Below are 23,133 nucleotides of genomic sequence, written 5' to 3'. Positions count from 1 at the left end.
GGAGTGAGGTAATGAAAATCCTTATTAGTGATTATCCTGAATGTATGATGCCAACACATGAGTTAGAAATAGAATTACTAAAAAAAGGCTTGGGAAATCATATTGAGGTTGATGTGTTTTCGTATTATGAAAATAATAAGGAAGAGTTTTATGAACATTTAAGAGATGCTGATGCACTGCTGACTGCGTTTATCCAGTTTGACAAAGAGGCATTTAATCACGCTCCAAATTTAAAAGTAATCTCACTAAATTCTACAGGGTATGACGCAGTAGATATTGAAGAGGCTACGTTTCGCGGAATTGGTGTTTGTCCTGTTGGAGAATACTGCACTCAAGACGTTGCCGAAGGAACACTTGCATTCATGCTAGCACTTAACAAAGGACATAAGCATTATATTACAGATGTTGACCAGCGTGCACGGTGGGATTTCGCAAGCTTTAAACCCTCTCCTAGAATGGAAACTCAAACACTTGGCATTTTTGGGTTTGGAAAAATCGGGAGATGTGTAGCATCTAAAGCTAAACATTTATGCAAAAAAGTCATAGCATATGATCCTTACGTAGATAAATCTTTAGCTGCAGATTTAGGTGTTGAACTTGTATCCCCTGAAGAAATCTATAAAGAAGCAGATATGATAACCAATCATATGAATTTAAATAATAGTAATATTCGTTTTTTTGATAAGAAGGCATTTAATTCAATGGAGAAGAAGCCTATTTTCATTAATATGGGACGTGGGTTAAGTGTTGACGAAGATGCCCTGGTTGATGCGTTGGATAAAGGAAAAGTGCGTGCTGCAGGCCTGGATATCCTAATAAACGAAACGCCTGATTTAAATAACCATCCGCTTGCACACCGTGAAAACGTCATTATCACACCACACGCTTCCTTTTACTCAACAACGTCATTCGAAGCGTTGCAAGAAATCTCCTGTTGGAATATTATTCATTATTTAAATGGAGAGAAGGATAAACTTTTTAAACTTGTGAACTGATTTGAAGGCCAGTCCGCTGACTCATATGGAGGACAAAGTCACATATGTAAGTAAATAATGAATGATGAAAGCCCTATCCATCAGCTAACATCTGGATAGGGCTTTGCTTATTTAAGGTATAAGACAACGGACCTGTCCCTGCATCCCGTTATCGACAAATAGTGACAAAACTCGGGTGGTGCCTGTCACTTCTGCACTAACAAAATCTCATCGATGATCGGTATTTCCCTCTTTAGCATGGCTAGGAGACTTTCGTCGACGGGATTGTCGACTTCGCAAATGGTCAGGGCGGGGCCGTTGAGGGTGGAGCGTTCATTTCCCATGCGGGCGATGTTACAGCCTTTTTCCTGAATAATCCACGATAAATCGGCGATGACGCCTTTGCGGTCAGAGTGGCGGATGATTAAGGTTGGTCGTTCACCACTAAATTTCAATGGAAAGCCATCAAACTCCTGAACCTCCACTTTACCGCCACCTAAAGAGCTGGCCAATACCTTTACTTTATGTAATTCTCCCGCTAACTCAATCAAAACGGTGTTTGGATGGTGGCTTCCGAGAGCTTGTTTGGTAAACTCAACAACTACTCCATTTCTTTCGGCCACTTCCTTCGCATTCACCTTATCATCATCCGTTGCGGATAACCCGAGAACGCCAGCTAAAAGGGCTAAATCAATCCCGTCCCCCTCCTGGGCTTCGGCAAAAGACCCCATCAAGGTGAACTTAGCTGATAGAGGCTTTTCATTTAAAAGCTGGTAAGCAATCTGACCAATCCGAGCCGCTCCGGCTTTATGAGCACTCAAAGGCTCCCCCATGACGGGTTCATGGATGCTTTGTTCACGCTGGGACCCTTCCAGCCCCCCTGCACCAAATAATTCAGTCAGTGGTTTTCTGCCTTCACGCATTAATTGAATGATTTCATCGGCAGGGATGTGGCAAACCACCCCTGCTAATGCCATATCTGCCGCAGCAAGTGCGGTAATGGCCGGTAGCCCGGTGTGATAGATACACGAAATTTCCGCCTTTCTCTCAAAAGGAGCATAAACCAATCCCAATGAATGTTTTAAAGCAATCCCAACCGCATGCCCTACCTGCTCCGGTGTTCCGCCGGCTAATTCGACTAGCGTACCGGCAGCCATGGCCGTCGCCGATCCAATTTCAACCTGACAATCGCCCTCCGTCCTTGAAATCGAGGCTCGATTGGCGATTACTAGGCCCAATGCAGAAGCTGTAAACGTCGATAACACAATCTGGTCACGAGTAAATCTTCCGCTGTCAAGGGCATGTACAAGGACAGCCGGTAAAATCCCCGTCGAGCCTACCGTTGGGGTTGCGGCAATCCTGCCAATCGCCTCATTCACCTCTGATACGGCAAGTGCATTGGCTGCAGCCTGCAGAGTGCTAGAGTGGACAAAGGTGTTCCCTTCATTCGCATACACATAAAGTCGGTTGCCATCTCCCCCTGTTTGGCATGCACGAGACACGACCGGACTCTCTGTTCCTCTGCGAACAGCCTCCTCAATGACGGTAAACAGCTCGGATTTTTTCTCGATAATCGCCGCTCTCGATAAACCCTTCTCTGCCTCTTCGGTTTTTATCATTAATTCTGCAATGGTTGTATTCTCGCGCGCAGCCGTTTCCACTAACTCCTGCAAATTTTTAAAAGACATAGTATCACTCCTTCAAACTAAGGCATTGATCAAATTTGCCCGTCGAATTTGCGTCCGGATTTTTATCGAGCTCGCTCGATAAACTACCTATAAAAATCGCAAGACTCGCCGGAGGCTTAACTTCATTCAGCCGGGGTTTGAATCCCCACTTGTAGAAGTGGAGGCTCTCTGTACCTGTCGCAAGCTCTCGGTACAAAAAGCATTGGCTGAATGAAGTTAAGCACTAATGATGCGGCTCTGAATGCTACAGGGCATGAATTCAGCCGTTTTTCATTTTGAAAAAATGGCTCCCCGCATCCTGATAACCCTTTTTCAAGCTAAACAGAGCCTAAACGAATAGGGACTGTTCGAACGTGCTATTCCTCTTTTACCAAATCAAAAGTATTATTTTCTTATCTTTCACTATGGCATGGGATTCATGCGAATAGGATACTAATAAAAAGAGAGCTTTATCAGATGCCTATAACAAGCAATCTGATCAAGCTCAGGAAAAAAGGAATCAAATTCGCTCGTCGAATTTGCGTCCGGATTTTTATCGAGCTCGCTCGATAAATTACCCCTAAAAAATCCATGACATCCGCCGGAGGCTTAACTTCATTCAGCCGGGGTTTGAACCCCCACTGAATCGAAGTACGATTTGCATTCATCCCCCACTTGTAGAAATGGAGGACTTCTGTACCTGTCGCAAGCTTTCGGTACAAAAAGCATTTGCTGAATGAAGTTAAATTAGAATAATGATTTCACACTTGCTAAGACCGTTAGGACACCTACAATAATAACAAATACATTGCTAAATTTCCCTCTGTATTTTGCTAACGCAGGAACTTTACGGATGGCATACATTGGTAGCACACATAAAATAGCAGCTACTAGCGGTCCGCTAAGTGAATCAATCAGCCCAAGAATACTTGGGTTGGCATAAGCAACATACCAGCATGTTAAGACAACAAATGTAAGAATAATCATCTTAACTGTTTTTTCTTGAATGTTTTTTCCGCGTGCTTTACCCGTCTCGATAATCATGTCACGCATAACCTCGTATGCCCCTACATAATGACCAAGGAAAGACTTTGTAATCGCGACAAAAGCAATAATCGGAGCGGCAATCGCGATTAAGGGTGAATTCAGCTCATTCGCAAGATAAGAAAGAATCGTCAAGTTCTGTTCTTTTGCCATCATCAAATCATTTGGCGTTAAGCTCAAGACACTGCTCCATACGAAGAACATAACAACAGCGAACGTCATGATATAACATACCTTTTGAATTTGAGCACATTTCGCGTCAACAGCCGCTAATCCATAGGTTTCCCTTTGCTTCATAACAAAGGAGGAGATAATAGGTGAATGGTTAAACGAGAATACGATAATCGGTAAAATCAACCATACCATATTGAAATATCCTGCACCTGTTGTCGCAGTCGAAACACTTGAAAAACTAAGCATCGACGTATTCCACTTTGGAATTAAAGAAATGGCGATAAAAAGCAGAGAAATGATAAAAGGATAGACAAGCATACTCATCACTTTTACCGTAATATCTTGACCAAAGTTTAGGATAGCAATAAGACCAAGTACTAATACAAGTGATAAAATCGCTCTTGGCGGCTCTGGTAGGTGCAATTGATGCACGATAAAACTACTTGCCGTATTGGTTAGGGCAACTGAATACATCAGGACAATCGTATAAATCGAGATGAAGAATACGAGGTTAAAAACCTTACTGGCTCCATTTCCAAAATACTCTCTAATAGTCCCTGTGATCCCCTCTTCAGCCGAATTGGAGCCATAAATCATTTTGGCAAGCGCTCTATGTGAGTAATACATAACCGGAAAGGCAAGCACGGTAATTAATAAGAGTGAAAATAAACCACCTGATCCTGCATTAATCGGTAGAAAGAGAACGCCGGCACCAATGGCTGTTCCAAAAAGGCTCAATGCCCAGGTCGTATCTTGTTTGTGCCACTTTTTGGGGTCTGGTAATTTTTTTTCTTCAACTTGCTCTTGATATTCTAGTTGTCTCGCTGTATTCCCATACATAACTATGATATCCTCCTTAAGATTTCATCCAATTGAGTTGTTTGCGTTTACATAAAAACTAATAAGCTATGCTTATATGAATAATCATGATAGACAGGACACGAAATCGATTCCCGATAACCCCTGGTAAGCCTAGGTGAATCATCCACATGGATGATCACAAGGAAATAGCGAAATCGTTCTTGATGTCTATCATTCTTACCTATCAATGAAAATTATTTTCTAGCATTACTTTTTCTCATTACCGATCTTTTTTAATAAACTTGTCTCCAAAAATTTTACTTTTAATCGCAATTCCTGTAGGTGTGGCAGCCACTCCGCCTAGACCGGTTTCTCTTAATTCTCGAGGCATCTGTCTTCCTACTCTAAACATCGCTTCAACCACCTCGTCGGCATTGATAACATTCGTTACGCCGGCAAGCGCAATATCCGCGGCGACTAAGGCATTAGCTGTTCCGACTGCATTTCGCTTCACACATGGAATTTCGACCAAGCCCGCAACCGGATCACATACTAAACCAAGTAAATTTTGAAGCGCGGTTGAGAAGGCTTCAGAGGATTGCTGCGGTGTTCCACCGGCGGCTTCTACTGCTGCGGCCGCTGCCATGGCTGAGGCACTTCCTACTTCGGCCTGACATCCACCAAAAGCCCCGGAAATACAGGCGTTATTCGCGACAACCATTCCTAATAAAGCGGTAGTGAATAGAAAATGGACCTTATCCTCATGTGTTAGCTGTAATTGATCTTGAATACTAAAGAGTACTCCAGGGATTGTCCCACTTGCACCTGCTGTTGGAGTCGCACAAATGACTCCCATCGCTGCATTGACCTCGTTGACACCGAAAGCGTTCTGGACTCCGAACATCATTGAATCTCCAGAAAGAGTTTTTCCTGCTTCACGATATTTTTTTATTTTTACAGCATCTCCTCCAGTTAAACCGGTTGGAGAAAAAACTCCGTCGCCCTCGATGCTTCTCTTTACGGCATTTTCCATTGTCACGAGATTTTTTTCCATTTTGCTCCAAATCTCTTCGTATGAAGCTTTCGTTTGCTCGATTTCCTGCTCGATTGCTAATGCATAAATCGGTTTTTGTTTCTCATTAGCCGCATCCACAATTTCCTTTATGGACATGTACATAAGCTTTCACATCCTTATCTTAATCAAATTCGCCCGTCGAATTTGCGTCCGGATTTTTATCGAGCTCGCTCGATAAACTACCTATAAAAATCCAAGACTCGCCGGAGACTTAACTTCATTCAGCCGGGGTTTGAATCCCCACTTGTAGAAGTGGTGGACTTCTGTACCTGTCGCAAGCTTTCGGTACAAAAAGCATTGGCTGAATGAAGTTAAAGAATAATGATATTAGCTGAAGTGCTAATTGTTTTCAATTCCTGCTGAACTTCACTATTTAGTTGAGAGTCTAATGCAATTGCATATAAATGTTTCCCATCATTTTCTAACGTGTTAAAGTGGTTAATTTCCACATGATGTTGTTTAAGGATTCTGCGTAAGACGAATTCTAGGTCTTCTTTTTCAGAAATGGCCAGCATAATGGGCAATGGACCTTGAAGGCTTAAGCTAAATCCGTCCACTTCAATGTGCTTGACTTCAATTAATCCGCCACCGACTGAAGTCCCCAATACTCGAATGCTTCGATTCTCACCCTCGAGATAAACATCGGCTGTATTAGGGTGACCAGCAGGACTATCACCTGCTTCTTCTATAAAAGTAATCTCAATCCCCTGAGATTCTGCTATTTTAATAGCGTCAGGCACTCGACTATCATCGGTAGCAAAGCCTAATATACCAGCGATAATTGCAAAATCCGTTCCATGTCCTTTATGCGTTTCTGCAAAGGATTCATAATACTTTACCACCACTTTTTCCGGAACACCCTGTAATAATTTATTCGCAACGGCTCCAATCTCTAATGCACCTGCCGTATGTGAGCTGGAGGGTCCGATCATAACCGGGCCAATGACATCAAAACAGCTTTTATAATTAACAACTTTTTTCTTCTTAATAGGTACTACATTCATGTTCATATTCGATTCCTCCTCGTAGTTGCCATACCAGTTACTAGAATGAGCCATCCATATGGGTTGTCATTATCCCTGCAAAAATACTACTTCCCAATCGTGGCCGTATGACCTGCTATTATCAGCTTGAGTATGCGGGTAATGGCAACAACAGCAACCGCTATGTAAAGGTTTTCAACGATAGTCAAAAAAAAATAAACAATCAATTGTTATTCGTACTGATTTTGAACTTTAGATGAAGTAATTTGTTTAATAAGCGATTATGATTCTAGTTTTTTCTTAGGAAATGTAATAAAAAATTATTACAATAATTATTTTTTATTACTACATGCATAAATTATCACATAGGTGACCATACTGTCAATTCATTAATGAGAAATTATTATTATTAGAATTTATTATCAACGTTACGGTAGTCTGTTATAATTTTAGTAAGAAAATGACGATAACTTCTCTTCATTTTGATTTATTTTTCAGAATTATTATTCTTCATTTTTAACTTCCTAAAATAAGTAATCCGGATTCGTGACAGACCATTCGTTTTTCCCCTGTTAAAATTCGGAAACCTTGTTATAATTACGGTACTAATCTGAAGTCGATCAAAAAGCGTTTGTATTGCTCTTCCCACGAGCTTGAAGGAATTTCACTCCTTAAATAAATCCAGGAATCATTGATTACTCTTTAAAGGAGGGATACTTACTTGGATCAGGAACTCTTTCGACACTATCAAAAGATTATGAATTATTTCGGAGAGATTTTGGGCGCTAACTATGAATTAGTCTTACATGTTTTGAATCCTGATGGAGGTTCTCAGATTGGTCACATCGTTAACGGAGACTTAAGTGGAAGAACCTTAGGAGGTCCCTTAACCGACTATGCCAAAAAACTAATCAATGAAAAGGTATATTTGGAGAAGGATCATGTTGTGGCCTATGTTGGAGAAGGACCAAGAGGTAAAAAATATCGTTCCTCCACCCTGTTTATTAAGGACCAGGAAGGCCAATTACAGGGTCTTTTATGTATAAATTTCGATGCGGATGTCTATAAGAAAGTCGCAATGGATGTCCTAAAATTGGCTAATTTAAGCTTAGATATCGAGCAGATCGAACAGAAAACCGATCAAGAACAGCCAGTGGAAAAACTGACCGATAGTATTAGTCATATTATTTACTCCGTCATCGATAAAGAGATCATCGAATCGGGTGCTCAATTATCTCCAGAACAAAAAAGACAGGCTATTTCCAAATTAAAAGAAAATGGTGTCTTTGAAATTAAAGGGACGATCAATGAAGTAGCCGATATCATGGGAATGTCCGAATCAAGCGTCTACCGCTACCTGCAAATGATATCACGCAACGAAAAGTATCTTGGGACATAGGGCTGGCCTTGTCCCTGGGACGAAGGGACAGGTCCCCTGCAAAGCAACAGTACCTGGTTTACAGCAAGGAACTAAAAAGCATTCGAGCACGGATTGAAGAGGAAGAATATGAAAAAGACGAGAAAGGGAATGCCCCAAAATCATTGTTATTGATTTTAGGACATTCCCTGATTAATTTTCTGCTGATATTAAAGCTTCAATTAAAATGCTGACTTAAATATATTAATGATATCCTTTTCGCTTCCTTTTCTAGGGTTACTGAAGGCATTTCCATCCTTTAATGCCATTTCTGCCATATATTCAAAATCCTCTTCTTTCACGCCCATCTCTTTTAAACTGGCTGGAATTCCAACATCTTTAGAAAGTCTGAACATCGCATCGATAGCCTTTTCAGCGGCATCCATGACTGATAATCCAGTAATATTTTCTCCAAGGAATTCAGCAATATCAGCAAACTTATTAGGATTTGAGATGAGATTAAATCTTTCAACATGTGGAAGAAGCATAGCATTAGCTACTCCGTGAGGCATATCATATAATCCCCCTAATTGATGTGCCATCGCATGAACATATCCTAAGTTTGCATTGTTAAATGCCATACCAGCTAATAAGGAAGCATAGGCCATATTTTCTCTTGCCACTAGATTATCTCCAAGTGCAACTGCCTGTCTTAAATTTTGCGCTATTAATTTAATAGCTTGTATGGCAGCTGCATCAGTTACTGGATTTGCATCCTTTGAAACATAAGCTTCAATCGCATGGGTCAATGCATCCATTCCTGTAGCGGCAGTCAATCCAGCTGGCTTCTTTACCATTAACATTGGATCGTTGAAGGATACTAGTGGTAGATTTCTCCAGCTAACTATTACATATTTAACTTTAGTTTGCGTATTTGTTATAACACAATGTCTTGTAACTTCACTTGCCGTTCCCGCTGTCGTATTTACTGAAACTAACGGAGGAAGTGCATTTGTTAACGTTTCGATCCCAGCATAGTCATATAAATCTCCATCATGTGTTGCAACTATTCCGATACCTTTTCCACAATCGTGAGAACTTCCTCCTCCAACTGTCACTATCATGTCACAGCCTTCTCTTTGGTATATCTTAAGGCCGTCTTTTACATTTGTATCCTTTGGATTTGGTTCTACTTCATCATAAATAGCAAATTCTATTCCTGCCTCTGTTAAATACTTCACAGTTAAATCAACTGCTCCACCTTCCATGCCTCTTAAAAATTTATCTGTAACAATAAGTGCTTTTTTTCCCCCTAGAATTTTACACCTTTCTCCGATAACGCTTAGGCACCCTGCTCCCATAAAATTAACACTTGGTACTAAATAATCATACATTCTCATATCATATTTCTCCTTTTCTCACCTTAACTATTCTCCAAAAATTTCTAATGCGGCTTTCGCTATAGTCATATCTTCCTCAACAGTTCCTCCACTTACGCCGATTGCTCCAACAACTTGTCCATCCGTTATTACCGGTAACCCACCGCCAAAAGGCACTATTCTACAGTTATTAGTTAACTGTAATCCGTAAAGGCTCTCTCCCGGCTGAATGTTGGGAGTGACTTCATGTGTTCCTATTTTTAATGCTGCTGAAGTAAAGGCTTTGTTCACAGCTATATCTACACTTGTAATAAATGCATTTTCCATTCTGTACATAAGCATTAAGTTTGCTCCTGCATCCACTGCAGCGAAGACTACTGGCACATTCATTTCAACAGCCTTTGCTTCAGCTGCGGCAGCCATTTTCTTTACGATATCTAAGCTTAATTGTTTGATTTCATTTACCTTCTGCAAGATTCTTATCTCCCTTCGAAAATCTCTTTCTAGTTCATCTCTTCAAACCTGTCCATTGCGAACAAAGCATTTGTATAGTTATTCACATATTTTCTAATTTCTTCTCTTACCTTTTCTTTTCTACCTAGACTTATTATTACGCTCTCCGAACTTCTAACCACACCTAGAATTTACTTGAATGCTATTCCCTTAACCAACCTACCTGCATTTGTCCCTAAATTTCTAAGAATGGTTTTATCCCAACATGAGTCGACAATAAATAAAGGTTCATTTTTCTTTAGCTTATTAAAAGTCAGTGTGACTTCTCCATCTGCCTTTATCCCTATGCCTACAGCTAAGTTGGACCGCTGGGCAGCCTTATAACATAACTCTAAAGAGTTCAAGTTCATTTCTTCCTTAACTGCATAGGGAATGCCTTCTTCTTCTATGCCAAAAAGCACATCTTCGAAAATAGATATATCCTCTATTTCAGGAGTGTAATATACATGTATTCTTGGTTTTCTAGTTTCATCATGTTTCATCAGTAATCTTCCTTATTTCTGATCAAATTCGCCCGTCGAATTTGCGTCCGGATTTTTATCAAGCTCGCTCGATAAACTACCTTAAAAAAATCCGAGATATCCGCCGGAGGCTTAACTACATTCAGCCGGGGTTTGAACCCCCACTGAATCAAAGTACCCTTTGCATTCATCCCCCACTTATAGAAGTGGAGGCCTTCTGCTGAATGAAGTTAAAGCCAAGTAGGAGTCCAGTAGCTACGGCATTTCTCGGTCCTTCTATCCCTCGTACATTTCCTCTTCCCGCCACTACACCATAATGAGAAAGGGCATCAGTAACCAGCTGTGGTATCTCAAAGTCCAACGAGGAACCTCCTACTAATACCACAAACTCTATATCTCTTATATTTCCAGTTGGAGATACTATGCTTAAGGCTCGAAGACAATTAGTAACAAATACCTTCTCTTTTGCTGTTTTTCTTACCATCTTGATTTTTTCCAGAGAGTTCTGACCATCTATCGGAATCAGCATTCCATCCTTAAGTATTACTACTTTAGCAAATACAGAGGAATCCAGAGGGTTGTCAAAAAACTCTACTGTACTATCTTCATGTCTAATATGGAATAAGCTTTCAACCTTAGCCAGTGGGTATTTCTTAATGTCTTCTGCCAGATTCAAATCTTCCAACCCTAGTTCGGATTTGATTAACATGGTTACCATATTTCCAGCGCCAGCCAGGTGTATGGAACATATTTTTCCTTCTTTATTTATTATGGATGCATCTGTGGAGCCTGCTCCCATATCAAGTATTGCAAGAGGAGTACTGCTTCCAGGAGTTGTGAGGGCACCTCTTATAGCCATATCCGCTTCTACTCCGCCAACTTCTACGTCAACCTTTAATTTCTCCTGAAGCTTATGGGCAATCATCTGCATCTGAAGCTTGTCCGCCTTAACCATAGCGGCTATGCCTACAGCATTATCCATTGAGAATTCTTGTGCTAAACCACCCTTTACTTTCTGTGGCACGAAAGTATCAACAGCTAATAGATCCTGAATCTTTATATCAGCTAGCTTCTGATTCGTTAGCTTTGCCATTACCTGCCTAACTCTCTCTAGCATTCCACCAGCATTAGTTCCAGACTCACCTCTGATGTCCTGAATGGGAATGGAAAGTTTGACCGCTTCCATTATTTTTGCTGCGCCAGCTTCAACCTCTACCGTTTCCTTGTGCTTTAATCCATCTATCTGAATGTTCCCTGCAGGAATTTTCTTTTCCTGAACATCTCCTTTTGGAGTCCTTATAACAACTGCGGATCTGTTTCCTATAAGTGCTCTTGCTACAGGCACTATAAGCTTTGTTTCTTCTGATGTCAGTCCAAACACTGTAGCGATGCCATATGGATTTGATAAAGTGGTTACGACTCCGCCTTGTTCAGCTACCTCAACTACAGCTCGCATTCCTACTGGCACTTTTTCCAGCAACAATACTTCATCAACAATAGGTATTTTTTGTTCCAATCTATTATTAATTAAAACCCCATCATCTTTTTGAACCATCGCTGCTGTAATATTTATTCCCCTTTTGACTGCAGCATTTATTCTTACAGCGGCCTCAAGAAAACTGATACTGCTCAGGATTAGGACGATAAACTGGTTATCCTTCATATTTTCTGTATTCAATGAGTCTAAATCTTCTATATAGATAGTCTTTCCGATTCCAAGTCCTATTCCTCCTGGAGTAGAAGGGTTGTGCCCTATCATAGTAGATTCGGTAATGATCGTTTCAGTTATAGTCTCCATAGCTACATCCCCTATAACGGGTGCAGCTTCATTTATCCTCACCATATCAAGATGATCCAGTTCCATAGAAACTTTAAATAATGCCTGCTTTAATGAGGAAAACACTCCCTGGATATTTTCTTCAGTACCTTTAATTCCTGAAGTTGGAACTATACCACTTGAAAGAAACTCTATTCTGCCATTATTCAATCTACCTAGTGCAACTTCTGTTGTCGCGTTTCCAATATCAACTCCTGCAATAATTTTCATTTACTTCCTTCTCCTTAAAGCTTGACTAGTCTTGTCGTAGTTTTCCTCTTTTTTCATATACTTCTGCTGCTTCTCTTACGAAGTATGCATTCACTTTTGCGTTATACTGTTTCTCAAGTTCTTCTGCTGTAACTAAAAGTTCGTCTTTTGTAGCACGATAAGGTCTCAGCAGGTTGTATATCTCTAGTATTCTTTCATCTGGAACTGCTATTAGTTCTGCGGCTCTTCTTAAGTTTCTTGCAATAGCATCTCTGTTCATAGATTCAGCTATCTGAGCCTGCATTTCCAATGTTTCCGGTGATATTCTCACATCTTCCGGTTTAATGACACCATTTAAAACATTTTCCAAAGTGACATCTTCTAGTCTCTTTCCTGTAGGTGTTTTAATATACTGAGGTCTTTTGGTAGCTAAAGGATAGTCTTTTGAATTCAACTTTCTTTGTTCCATTAGATTCCCTCCTTTCAAATTAAAATTTAACTTCTATTTCTATAGGTTTTGCAGCTACTTGAACATGCTTCGTTTCTTTTATATGAAGCAGCGCTGCCTTTGCCATGAACTTAGGTCTTGCCATTTGGTCGTTCTTCATTGGAACTGGCGTTGGCGACTCTCCTTTAGCATACTTCACAGCATTTTTCCCGATTAATCTATAAACCTCAAGTGTCATTAACGGTGCCTGAGGAAATAGCTCAAGGTTATTTAAAGGAAGCAGGTCTTTCTGATGAATAACGGTTGTTCCTTTTGACTGAATTCCTATGCCTATCCCTGATCCGCTTATTTTGGCTGCATCGTTAGCTATGAATGAAACGTCTGACGTTCTTACTATTCTTACTACACGAGCCTCCAATCCACCTTCTTCTATACCCGCAATCAGTTCTCTTAAAACATCACTGTGAGGAACATTTCCTATCGTTTTATTCTGGGACTTATGAAAGGCTGGCCCTATCCCTATAACAACCTCATTTGCTCTGGTTCCAATCTTTGCTTCTCCGCCTTCTGTTAGTTGAAGCTCAGGAACAGCATATTGTTTTGTAGTATTAATCATATTTATTCACACCCTTCTATTACCCAATATCCTCAGGTTTGATTACATTCGGAATATTCTTAATTTCTTCCCATCTCTCTTTGCTGATTCTATAACCGGTCCCCGGCCCCTTGTAATCGTTAACATCATTAACTGCACTTATAACATCAAAGTTCTTATCCAATATCGCGGATGTCTGTAGGTAGTCTCCCGTTACTCTCTGCTTAAGCATATTTAATACGTTATTTGCAACATCAGAAAAACCACTCTTGCTTAATGCTTTAACTATATCGATACCGGTTATTCTCTTTTTTAGCATCTCTTCAGCTGCTTTCAGATCTTCCACTACATTCCTTGCCGGCATATCTTTGCTGCCATGTGCATATGTTGCCGCTTCTACTTCTTCATTGGTGATAGGGGGGAAACCTAATTCCCTAAAAACAGCCTGAACTGCTTTTGCCGCTTTATTTCTAATGGCTATCGTCTCTTCTTCGGAAACTGGCCTTAAGCCTCCATCTACCATTAAATCTCTTTGAAGAATATTGTAGTCATCAAAATCCTCCGCATCGAAGTTTGAACCGGCGAACATGTTGTCATAATTTGGTACAGCACTGTATCCTGAGAATATAAAGTCTGTTCCAGGGAGCATCTGCATAAGAGTTCTTGCAGTTCTTCTTATATCTGAATGTGAGAAGGTCTGGTCATTTGCAGATGCAACTTCTATATCCAACATGGTAGTGATTAGGTTTTCAGCTAGCACCGCCCTTATTCCAGATGGAACTGCACCTATCATTCCTATACAGCTTACTGCTCCATTTTGAAGTCCCTGAGCGCCAGCACCTTTTGTTATATAGATACATCTCGCTTCCAGGTAAAGCATTGACTTTCCTTCTGAGTATCCCATCAAGGCTTCTGAACCTGTGCCTGATGTAAATCTCATTTTTAATCCTCTTGAAGCATATGCTGATGCCAAAAATGCTTTTGACCATGGAGTATCATCTCCATCAGTAAATACTGATTCAGTTCCATATACCGAAACTGTTTCTGCATAACTGGTAAGTCCTCTCATACCAAGGTCAAGCTCTGTCGCTTCTTCTACTGAACATTGAGTTAGCACACCTCCGCGTCCTACCTGGGAACCAATAAGAAGTGCCAATGCATTAAATGGTGCATATCTTACAATACCAACAGTAGTTTCCTGCTCTGAAAACCCTCTGATGCCTGCTTCTGCTGCATCTGCCGCAATCTGCACTGGATTATCTGCTAAATTTGTTATATGGCACTGATTTGAAGGCGTTTTTCTTGCTCTCATCTTTTGAAGTGCCATCATCATTTCAACTACATTCATATGTGAGACAACTTCAACGATCTTAGCAGGAGTGATCGACATAGTAATTTTTATAATCTCTTCTCTGCTCACGTTTATATCAACTAGCATTTGTGATATTTTCAACGAGTCTAAACCCATGGATTTCTCACAATCTTTTGTATTTATTGCATAGTCTGCTATAAATCTATCTATCGTATCAAAATCTTCTCTTTTCTTTCCATCAAGCTCTATGACTATTCCATCTTTAACTTTTATTGATGGCTTAGGATCATTGGGGCTATTCATGGCAATTAAGCCTTCATCTGGCCATTCACTTATAAGACCGTCCTGATTAACAGGTCTTTGCTCTAATACTTGAAAACGCTTTGATCTCATCATTAATTCTCCTTTGTTTATGATCAATAGACTAAGTTTGTTAAACATTTCACATTATTAGCTATAAAGCAGAAAGGTCCTGTCTCAACCAAGGATTTTTCAATCATTTCCTTGAGTATCACCAATTGCAGTAGCTCCGGTCGGCATCAGAGAAGTTAATCCTCCTTTCAACACCTTTTCACATGTAAAAGTTACCATTTAAAACTTAGTATTACATTATAATCAAATGACGTCTTTTTATAATTTTTCATTGTATTATTTTGCACTTTTTATTAAAAATAGAAAATTTTTTACCCTTAGCAGGAGAAAATACATGAATGAAACCATTCAATTATTACTGTATATCTACTATCAAAAAAAAAAGCTTCTCATTGAATAAAAAGTACCCTATAGAGTAGACCTGTAAATAATCTACCTATAGGGTACTTTACTGTATAATGAAGAATGCTAAAGGATTTGCTGAATGAAGTTAAAAAAACTATTTTCCTACAACATCTCTTGAAAGTATTTACGATAAAGGTTCGGGGTTACATTCTCGTATTTTTTAAAAGTCTTAATATAGTATCCGGGTTCATTGAAGCCTAATTCATCACTGATTTGGGCGATGGAAAGATCCGTTTTTTCCAATAACTGTTTTGACCATTCTATTTTTTGGATGGAAATATAGGTCGAAAAGTTCATACCGGTTTCTTTTACAAATAATCGGCTGAAATAACCCGTACTAATGTGACAAATTTCAGCCATCTCTCTTTGGGATACTTTTTCTCCCTTATTATGAAAGATATAGTCGAAGGCTGGCTGCAAAATGAGGTTTTTACACATATGACGTTCGCTTGAAGAAGTTTTTACATACGCATTTGTTACCGTATTTGCCAGGTCCCTCTTGATTTGCTGAATATTATCTAATGAATAGCCTTCAGAAAAATCACTTGGAATAGGCTCTTCTTTCAGTGGCAGCATTTTTTCATACACTTCTAGAATTAAGTTTTTGTTCATCGCTTCCTCTACTATATAATGACAGAGGTTATAGAGCATTTGAGCAGAGGCCTCTAATTCCGAGTAGGATAAGGTGGGAATCGAGTCGTATAAATGCTGAATTTCCTCCTTAGTATATGCTTGACCATGTTCTTTCATGGGAGCTGAAAGCATTTGTTCTAGAAAATACTGATTCTCTTCTTCAGGAAGTCTTACCTCCCCCGCCATGATAGCCCCTACATATTTCCCATCAATGATAATCGGAATGGCAATATCAATAATATTCCAATGACAGCGATAGATATAAGGCGCATCAGACCTTACCGCCTCGAGGCCTCCCCTTGAATCACATTTCTCACAGAACCTTGCCATTTCTGAATCATTACGCATCTTGTGACAGAAGGGGCGAACCTGACTGTGACGAGTAATAGGGACTCCTTTATAATCCACCGTTAAAATAGCTAATTTGGTCACAAGTGAAAGGGAATCCTGGAGGTCCTGCCACTTTCTTAAATCTAGTATTTTATTTAAATTCATGTAACTCGTTTTCATCGGAACTTCACTCCATTTTGAGCAAATAAGAATCTTACGTAGATGAATATACGACTGAGTTTCCAATCGATTAATGCAAATTTTATCTTGGTTCTTTCCCTGTATTGGTTAAATCTTAGAAACTAACAACTACTATATCACAGAAAACATAAATAACTATCTGAAAAAAATTACAATCAAGTGGACGTAGTTAATATGATTATGGATGTCAAAAAAGTATCATTTTCATGGAACAGAGCAAAAAAATACAATAAATAATTGTAAAAATACATCATTTTATTCTAATGGATTATCGGTTCTTCCATAGTAGACTTGTATACATGAAAGGGTTTACAACCAAAAACTAGGAGGAATCATCTATGAGAAAAGCATTTATCAGTCCAACAAAATATGTTCAAGGCGAGGATGAGATTCTGAATTTAGGCTATTTCGTAAAAACATTCGGTACCTCAGCGCTATTAATCGCCCATCCGGATGATGTGAAACGAGTAAAAGATAAATTAGAGGCCACAATAAATAAATTTGGAATTACCTTAGTTGAAAGTGGATTTCATGGTGAATGTTCAAGACAAGAGGTTGCCAGACTTCAAGAATTAGCAAAAGAAAACAACTGTGATTGTACGATTGGATTAGGCGGTGGAAAGGCCATAGATACAGCAAAATGTGTCGCTGCAGGAGATTCTTTAATTATTATCCCAACGATTGCTGCAACAGATGCCCCGACAAGCCATTCAGCCGTTTTGTATACACCAGACGGAGCTTTTGATGACTACGCTTACTTTAAGCAAAGTCCAAGTGTGGTTTTAATTGACACAACCGTCATTGCTCAAGCTCCTACTAGATTCCTAGTATCTGGCATGGGTGATGCCTTATCGACTTATTTTGAAGCAAGAGCAACCGCCAATTCCTACTCAAACGTAAATGCCGGTTTACCTTGCGGGGTTCGTGAAGGGTTATGCGGGCCGGCAAAAGGAACGAATGCAGCATTAGCCTTAGCCACTCACTGTTATCAGACATTATTAGAGGACGGAGTAAAGGCGAAAGTGGCTAGCGATTGCAATCTAGTAACTCCTGCTTTAGAAAATATCATTGAAGCCAATATTTTATTATCAGGTCTAGGTTTTGAAAGTGCCGGATTAGCAGGTGCACATGCCATTCATGATGGATTAACCATATTAGAAGGGGCACATCATTATTTCCATGGTGAAAAAGTAGCTTTTGGTACTATAGCACAATTAGTGCTTGAAAACGCACCAACAGAGGAGATTGAGGAAGTATTGGATTTCTGTCTTGCCGTTGGACTTCCTGTCTGTCTTTCTGATATTGGAGTAGATAGTATTACTCAGGAGGAATTAATGGAAGTAGCAAGAAAGTCATGTATTCCTGAAGAATCTGTTCACTCTATGCCATTCCCTGTTACACCAGAGGCCGTAGCAGCAGCAATCATCACAGCTGATAAACTAGGTAGTGATTATAAGAAGGGTGTTATCCAATGAAAAAAATAATCAATAAACCAGAAGATGTTGTAAGGGAAATGTGCAAGGGTATTGTCCTTGCACATCCTGAACTCGAGCTACTAGATAAGTATAAAGTCATTAAACGGAAGAATTCGAACAAGGATAAGGTCAGTCTAATCAGCGGCGGTGGTAGTGGTCACGAACCAGCTCATGCTGGATTTGTTGGAAAAGGGATGCTGGATGCCGCTGTATGCGGAGATGTCTTTGCTTCCCCTTCACAAATTCAAATCTATCAGGCGATTCGTGAAACAGCTGGCCAAAAAGGGACCTTATTAATCATCAAAAACTACAGTGGCGATATGATGAACTTTAAGAATGCTGCACATCTTGCTGAAGAAGATGGAATCGTGGTTGATTATGTGAGAGTGGATGATGATATTTCCGTTCAAGACAGCCTTTATACAGTAGGAAGACGCGGGGTTGCCGGAACGGTCTTTGTTCATAAAATTGCCGGTGCTGCTTCTGAAAGAGGCTATGACCTTCCAAAGGTTAAGGCAGCAGCTGAAAAAGCCAATAAAAACGTGAAAAGCATCGGCTTTGCCCTTACATCCTGTACGGTTCCGGCAAAAGGAACTCCAACCTTTGAAATAGCAGAGGACGAGATGGAGTATGGTGTCGGAATTCATGGTGAACCAGGAATCCGAAGAGAGAGTATGATTTCAGCCGATGAATTAGCTGAAAGAATGGTCTCCTCTCTTCTAAAAGAATTAAAGATTGAAAATGGTTCTGAAGAAGTAGCCGTTCTTGTGAATGGATTCGGTGGAACACCCATTCAAGAGCTCTATTTGTTGAATCACTCTGTTATTCGTGAATTGTCTAAGCGAAATGTGACCGTCGTAAGAACGCTAGTAGGAAACTATATGACAAGCATTGATATGGCTGGTGCTTCCTTATCAATTCTGAAACTAGATGATGAACTGAAGGGTCTTTTGTCAGATGACTGTGATACCCCTGCACTTAAAATAAACGGTGAGGTTCCACCTGTCACCTATCATAATGTGATAGATACTGAAAAAGAAAACAAACCGGTTTCTTATGAAGTGGAAACCCATCCTGATGCTGCAATCATTAAAGACAATACGATTACGTTAGATAATGTCATTTTCATGGTCGATCAAATGAGTGAATGTATTATTAGAAATGAAGTGCCATTCTGTGAATTGGATTCCCATGCGGGTGATGGAGATTTCGGCATGAGTGTTGCGAAAGGATTCAAACAACTAAAATCAGAATGGCATGAAATAATGGAGCATAAAACAAGTGATATAGGAACCTTCCTGGATGCCTGTTCGATTATCATTATGGAGCATTGCGGAGGGGCATCCGGCCCTATTTGGGGATCAGCCTTCCGGGCAGCTGGAAAGAATGTTGGAACGAAAACCTCTCTGATTCCGGCTGAATTCGCGGAAATGATGCAAGCAACCGTAAAGGGGATTCAAGCAACTGGTGAACGTTCCTTTGGTCGCGGTGCCGTTGTTGGTGATAAAACACTAATCGATGCCTTAGTGCCTTATGCAGATACGTTGACAAATAGTTCACATGATACTTTCACCAACGCTCTTAAGCTAGCAGCGGAAGCAGCTGTACAGGGGGCAAAAGCAACCGAACAGATTGTTGCACGCATGGGACGTGCAGGTACGGTTGGAGAACGAAGCCTTGGTTATCCAGATGCAGGTGCTCACGGGTTAGGAGTTATCTTTACTGAAGTTGCTCAAGTGATGAAGGAAGCTTCATCATCATAATTGTGAGATGAATACAGAACCATGAATCAAATTCGCCCGTCGAATTTGCGTCCGGATTACCTTGATTGCTGCTTATCCTAGCTTTGTTAGATATGTCAAACATTTTTTAGTGAATAAATCGATAAAGTGATTTTATAATAGGGAGATTTCAAATGACAACTTTCCTTGGAGAATTAATTGGGACGATGATATTAATGATTTTTGGTACCGGAATTGGGGCGGGAGCTGCTTTAAAGAAGTCATATGCCCAGAACGCAGGATGGGTTGTGATCACCTTTACCTGGGGAATTGCTGTTACAATGGGAATTTTTGCTGTAGGTTCAATTAGTGGAGCTCATTTAAATCCCGCTGTTACCATCGCCTTTGCAATCAATGGCGTTTTTCCCTGGTCACAGGTTCCTAGCTATATTCTTGCGCAAATGCTTGGCGGCATTTTAGGTGCAGCTATTATTTACTTGCAATATCTACCACATTGGAAACTGACAGAAGACCCGGCGGTAAAACTAGGCGTTTTTGCCACTAGTCCAGCCATTCCTAATACCTTTGCAAATTTATTAAGTGAAATCATCGGCACTTTTGTCCTTGTACTTGGTTTATTTTTTATTGGTGCAAATACGTTTACAGAGGGTTTAAATCCTCTGGCAGTTGGTCTTCTCATCACTGTGATTGGCATGTCTCTCGGTGGATCTACGGGTTATGCAATCAACCCAGCTCGTGACCTTGGACCTCGAATTGCCCATTTCCTCCTGCCGATACCAGGTAAGGGAAATTCTAATTGGGGTTATTCTTGGATTCCTGTTCTTGGCCCGATTGTGGGAGGTTCATTAGGTGCCGTATTCTATAAAACTTTTTTCTTAGGCACAGTATCCATTTCTCTTTGGATCGTCCTGCTTACTAGTTTCAGCATTCTAGGCTTCATCTTCTTATATGATAAAAAGAATAGGACAGAGGGACAGGTTCCTCAACCTGCCGAATATTCCCAAATACTCTAGCCCTTCGCCGTTCCCTAGAGCTAGTGGTCTAAGGGACTCGAGGATAGGTCTACTACCCTCGATTTTTAAAAGCCATATCTCACTAATCCATGAGATATGGCTTACTGTGTATTCGGGGACAACGGACCCTACTCCCCAAATAGAGGGTGAGACCGCCCAAAACGAAAAACCGTCCTCAACATGCGAGGACGGTTTTTATCTTATGAATGGATGCTTGGATTATTTAGAATTCTTCTTATGGTTTTCACCACAGCAGGTGCATTGTCCGTACAAAGTTGTCACTTTCTCAGTCTCAAATTGCTCAATTGTGTTATCACAAACTTGACAAACGATAGTTCCCATTAGTAAAAACCCCTCTTTTTTGAATTTTAGTAGTTGCATAATTCTCATTCTTCAAAATGTAAACGGTTATTTATTTGTTAATACTATAATAGTATGTAACATTTGGTTTGTCAAACATAAATTGTATAACACATTGGGACAAAAGGTGCACGCATGGCCGAGTTTTGTCCCGCTTTGGGACAGAGGAATAGGGCTCTCTTCGAATTCTCTTTCATTTTTACTTTTGGGACGAGGGACCTGTCCCCTCATCCCATTCAAAATATCGATTGATTACCATTTGAAAGCAACGATTTTTTGAATTTCTTTATTAGAATTACTTCATCTATAATCGTTATGTGGTGATTGTGCATTTAGTAACATAATCAAACACTTCAATAATTATTAGGCCAACACAATAAATAGGGGAGAAACCAATGAAAATAAACCGTAAAATGTTCCTGATAGCCTTCTTATTCATTTGCAGTCTTTTTATAGCTGCATGCTCCAATAAAGAAGAGGCTAGAAAAACTGACGCAGCAGCAAATGAGATTCAAATGATTCCTTTAGCTGACCTACAAGAAAACCTAGGAAAAGATGACTGGGTTGTGGTGGATACACGGTCAAATGACGCGTGGAACGGCTGGGCTTTAGATGGAGTCGAAAGAGGCGGCCATATTAAAGGGGCAGTTGATTTCTCTGCTGCATGGTTAAACGTAGAGATTAAGAATAAGGATGAGCAAGTTAAGAATGCATTAGAAACAAAAGGCATTACCTCTGATAAAAACGTTGTACTTTATGATGCGAATGGAAAAGACGCAAAGGCAGTAGCCGATTACCTCATGGATCAAGGATTTGAGAAACTTTATACCTTTGATGTAAAAGAATGGGCCGCAAATACTGAACTGGCTATGGAAAGTTATCCAAACCACGAAATGGTTGTCCCGGCTTCATGGGTCAACGATTTAATTGAAAATAAGAACGATGGCAAGGCCTATAAAATTTTTGAAGTAAGCTGGGGCGATGAAGCCGAGGATTATAAAAAAGGCCATATCCCTGGAGCGATTCACATTAATACAGATGATGTGGAAGAAGGACCTCTATGGAATCGTTTAGCAGACAAGAAGCTTGAACAATTTGCTTTGAACTATGGCATTACGTCAGATACAACCGTTGCGCTTTATGGCGCGGACCCGACAGCCGCATACCGTGTTGCGGTTATCCTTAAATACATGGGTGTTGAGGACGTTCGTGTATTAAACGGCGGCTGGACTGCTTGGAGCAATTCCGGCTATGAGGTCGAGAAAAAGGTTAACACAAAAACACCTGTTGAAGCCTTCGGCGTTACAGTCCCTGCTAATCCTGACTATATTGTTGACTTAGAAGAAGCGAAGCAATTTTTAGCTGATAAGGAAAATGGTACACTTGTAGATATTCGGAGCTGGGATGAATTTATCGGAAAAACCTCAGGCTATGATTATATTGAACCAAAGGGTCGTCCAGAAGGATCCATATGGGGACATGCCGGTTCTGACGCATCCCATCTTGAAGATTACCGAAATTTAGATAACACGATGCGCAGTGGTGCAGAAATCATTTCAATGTGGGAGGAAGAAGGGATATCTCCTGACAATCAGCTGGCCTTTTACTGTGGAACAGGCTGGAGAGCAGCGGAAGTATTATTCTATGCGGATGTCTTAGGCATAGATAAAATTGCCCTATATGACGGCGGCTGGAATGAATGGAGCATGGATTCTTCAAACCCAGTTGAAACCGGCGAGCCAACTAAATAAGATAGAATAGACGAAAAGACAATACGGCTCCATGTATTGTCT

At 40.3% G+C, this 23,133-nt stretch carries 19 protein-coding genes; 6 read left to right on the top strand and 13 right to left on the bottom strand.

What is annotated here, in order from left to right; translation table 11 throughout:
- The first annotated feature begins 11 nt into the window (after nucleotides 1-11).
- A complete protein-coding gene (locus tag BQ5321_RS01120; RefSeq protein ID WP_071392793.1) occupies nucleotides 12-995 on the top strand; it encodes an NAD(P)-dependent oxidoreductase in 984 nt (327 codons plus the stop codon).
- Nucleotides 996-1,180: 185 nt separating this feature from the next.
- Here BQ5321_RS01120 and BQ5321_RS01115 read toward each other — a convergent pair whose 3' ends face one another.
- The 4 genes from BQ5321_RS01115 to sdaAB form a co-directional block, all read right to left on the bottom strand.
- The gene (locus BQ5321_RS01115; protein ID WP_071392792.1) at nucleotides 1,181-2,662 is read right to left on the bottom strand and encodes an L-serine ammonia-lyase, iron-sulfur-dependent, subunit alpha; all 1,482 of its coding nucleotides are present in this window, start codon (nucleotides 2,660-2,662) and stop codon (nucleotides 1,181-1,183) included.
- 726 nt (nucleotides 2,663-3,388) lie between these two features.
- Nucleotides 3,389-4,699, bottom strand: a complete 1,311-nt coding sequence (locus tag BQ5321_RS01110) for an aromatic amino acid transport family protein (protein ID WP_071392791.1) — start codon at nucleotides 4,697-4,699, stop codon at nucleotides 3,389-3,391.
- 241 nt (nucleotides 4,700-4,940) lie between these two features.
- Nucleotides 4,941-5,837, bottom strand: a complete 897-nt coding sequence (sdaAA, locus tag BQ5321_RS01105; protein ID WP_071392790.1) for an L-serine ammonia-lyase, iron-sulfur-dependent, subunit alpha — start codon at nucleotides 5,835-5,837, stop codon at nucleotides 4,941-4,943.
- A gap of 209 nt (nucleotides 5,838-6,046) precedes the next feature.
- Nucleotides 6,047-6,745, bottom strand: coding sequence for an L-serine ammonia-lyase, iron-sulfur-dependent subunit beta (sdaAB, locus tag BQ5321_RS01100; protein WP_071392789.1), 699 nt, complete (start codon nucleotides 6,743-6,745; stop codon nucleotides 6,047-6,049).
- Nucleotides 6,746-7,439: 694 nt separating this feature from the next.
- On the opposite strand from sdaAB, the gene BQ5321_RS01095 reads away from it, so the two are divergent.
- Complete coding sequence (locus BQ5321_RS01095) at nucleotides 7,440-8,117, top strand: helix-turn-helix transcriptional regulator (protein ID WP_071392788.1); 678 nt, start codon at nucleotides 7,440-7,442, stop codon at nucleotides 8,115-8,117.
- Nucleotides 8,118-8,317: 200 nt separating this feature from the next.
- Here BQ5321_RS01095 and BQ5321_RS01085 read toward each other — a convergent pair whose 3' ends face one another.
- From BQ5321_RS01085 to BQ5321_RS01050, 8 genes are all read right to left on the bottom strand, one after another.
- A complete protein-coding gene (locus tag BQ5321_RS01085; protein ID WP_071392786.1) occupies nucleotides 8,318-9,475 on the bottom strand; it encodes an iron-containing alcohol dehydrogenase in 1,158 nt (385 codons plus the stop codon).
- 27 nt (nucleotides 9,476-9,502) lie between these two features.
- Nucleotides 9,503-9,928, bottom strand: coding sequence for a GlcG/HbpS family heme-binding protein (locus tag BQ5321_RS01080; RefSeq protein ID WP_071392785.1), 426 nt, complete (start codon nucleotides 9,926-9,928; stop codon nucleotides 9,503-9,505).
- Nucleotides 9,929-10,098: 170 nt separating this feature from the next.
- On the bottom strand, nucleotides 10,099-10,449 hold the full coding sequence (locus BQ5321_RS01075) for a glycerol dehydratase reactivase beta/small subunit family protein (RefSeq protein ID WP_071392784.1): 351 nt from the start codon (nucleotides 10,447-10,449) through the stop codon (nucleotides 10,099-10,101).
- A gap of 166 nt (nucleotides 10,450-10,615) precedes the next feature.
- Nucleotides 10,616-12,475 carry a diol dehydratase reactivase subunit alpha gene (locus BQ5321_RS01070; protein WP_071392783.1) on the bottom strand — a complete coding sequence of 620 codons (1,860 nt, stop codon included), beginning with the start codon at nucleotides 12,473-12,475 and terminating at the stop codon, nucleotides 10,616-10,618.
- Nucleotides 12,476-12,500: 25 nt separating this feature from the next.
- Entirely contained in the window at nucleotides 12,501-12,923 is a 423-nt protein-coding gene (locus tag BQ5321_RS01065; RefSeq protein WP_071392782.1) for a diol dehydratase small subunit, read from the bottom strand.
- A gap of 19 nt (nucleotides 12,924-12,942) precedes the next feature.
- Nucleotides 12,943-13,518, bottom strand: coding sequence for a propanediol/glycerol family dehydratase medium subunit (locus BQ5321_RS01060; RefSeq protein WP_071392781.1), 576 nt, complete (start codon nucleotides 13,516-13,518; stop codon nucleotides 12,943-12,945).
- A gap of 19 nt (nucleotides 13,519-13,537) precedes the next feature.
- On the bottom strand, nucleotides 13,538-15,202 hold the full coding sequence (locus BQ5321_RS01055) for a propanediol/glycerol family dehydratase large subunit (protein ID WP_071392780.1): 1,665 nt from the start codon (nucleotides 15,200-15,202) through the stop codon (nucleotides 13,538-13,540).
- Between the two features lie 486 nt (nucleotides 15,203-15,688).
- A complete protein-coding gene (locus BQ5321_RS01050) occupies nucleotides 15,689-16,729 on the bottom strand; it encodes a PocR ligand-binding domain-containing protein (protein WP_071392779.1) in 1,041 nt (346 codons plus the stop codon).
- Nucleotides 16,730-17,088: 359 nt separating this feature from the next.
- Between BQ5321_RS01050 and BQ5321_RS01045 the strand changes: the two genes are divergently transcribed.
- The 3 genes from BQ5321_RS01045 (at nucleotide 17,089) to BQ5321_RS01035 (ending at nucleotide 20,980) form a co-directional block, all read left to right on the top strand.
- Nucleotides 17,089-18,225 (top strand): glycerol dehydrogenase, encoded by a 1,137-nt coding sequence (locus BQ5321_RS01045; RefSeq protein WP_071392778.1) that lies wholly within the window; start codon nucleotides 17,089-17,091, stop codon nucleotides 18,223-18,225.
- Entirely contained in the window at nucleotides 18,222-19,988 is a 1,767-nt protein-coding gene (gene dhaK, locus BQ5321_RS01040) for a dihydroxyacetone kinase subunit DhaK (RefSeq protein WP_071392777.1), read from the top strand. The genes BQ5321_RS01045 and dhaK overlap by 4 nt, the downstream gene beginning before the upstream one ends.
- A 152-nt stretch (nucleotides 19,989-20,140) precedes the next feature.
- On the top strand, nucleotides 20,141-20,980 hold the full coding sequence (locus tag BQ5321_RS01035) for an MIP/aquaporin family protein (RefSeq protein WP_071392776.1): 840 nt from the start codon (nucleotides 20,141-20,143) through the stop codon (nucleotides 20,978-20,980).
- Between the two features lie 219 nt (nucleotides 20,981-21,199).
- Here the strand turns inward: BQ5321_RS01035 and BQ5321_RS23560 are convergent, their stop codons facing one another.
- Complete coding sequence (locus tag BQ5321_RS23560) at nucleotides 21,200-21,322, bottom strand: GapA-binding peptide SR1P (RefSeq protein ID WP_084786613.1); 123 nt, start codon at nucleotides 21,320-21,322, stop codon at nucleotides 21,200-21,202.
- 413 nt (nucleotides 21,323-21,735) lie between these two features.
- On the opposite strand from BQ5321_RS23560, the gene BQ5321_RS01030 reads away from it, so the two are divergent.
- Entirely contained in the window at nucleotides 21,736-23,091 is a 1,356-nt protein-coding gene (locus BQ5321_RS01030) for a rhodanese-like domain-containing protein (RefSeq protein WP_071392775.1), read from the top strand.
- The last annotated feature ends 42 nt before the right edge of the window (nucleotides 23,092-23,133 follow it).

The sequence above is a fragment of the Bacillus tuaregi genome, from assembly GCF_900104575.1.
Taxonomy (GTDB): Bacteria; Bacillota; Bacilli; order Bacillales; family Cytobacillaceae; genus Bacillus_BD; species Bacillus_BD tuaregi.
This window is presented reverse-complemented; position numbering and strand designations above follow the sequence as displayed.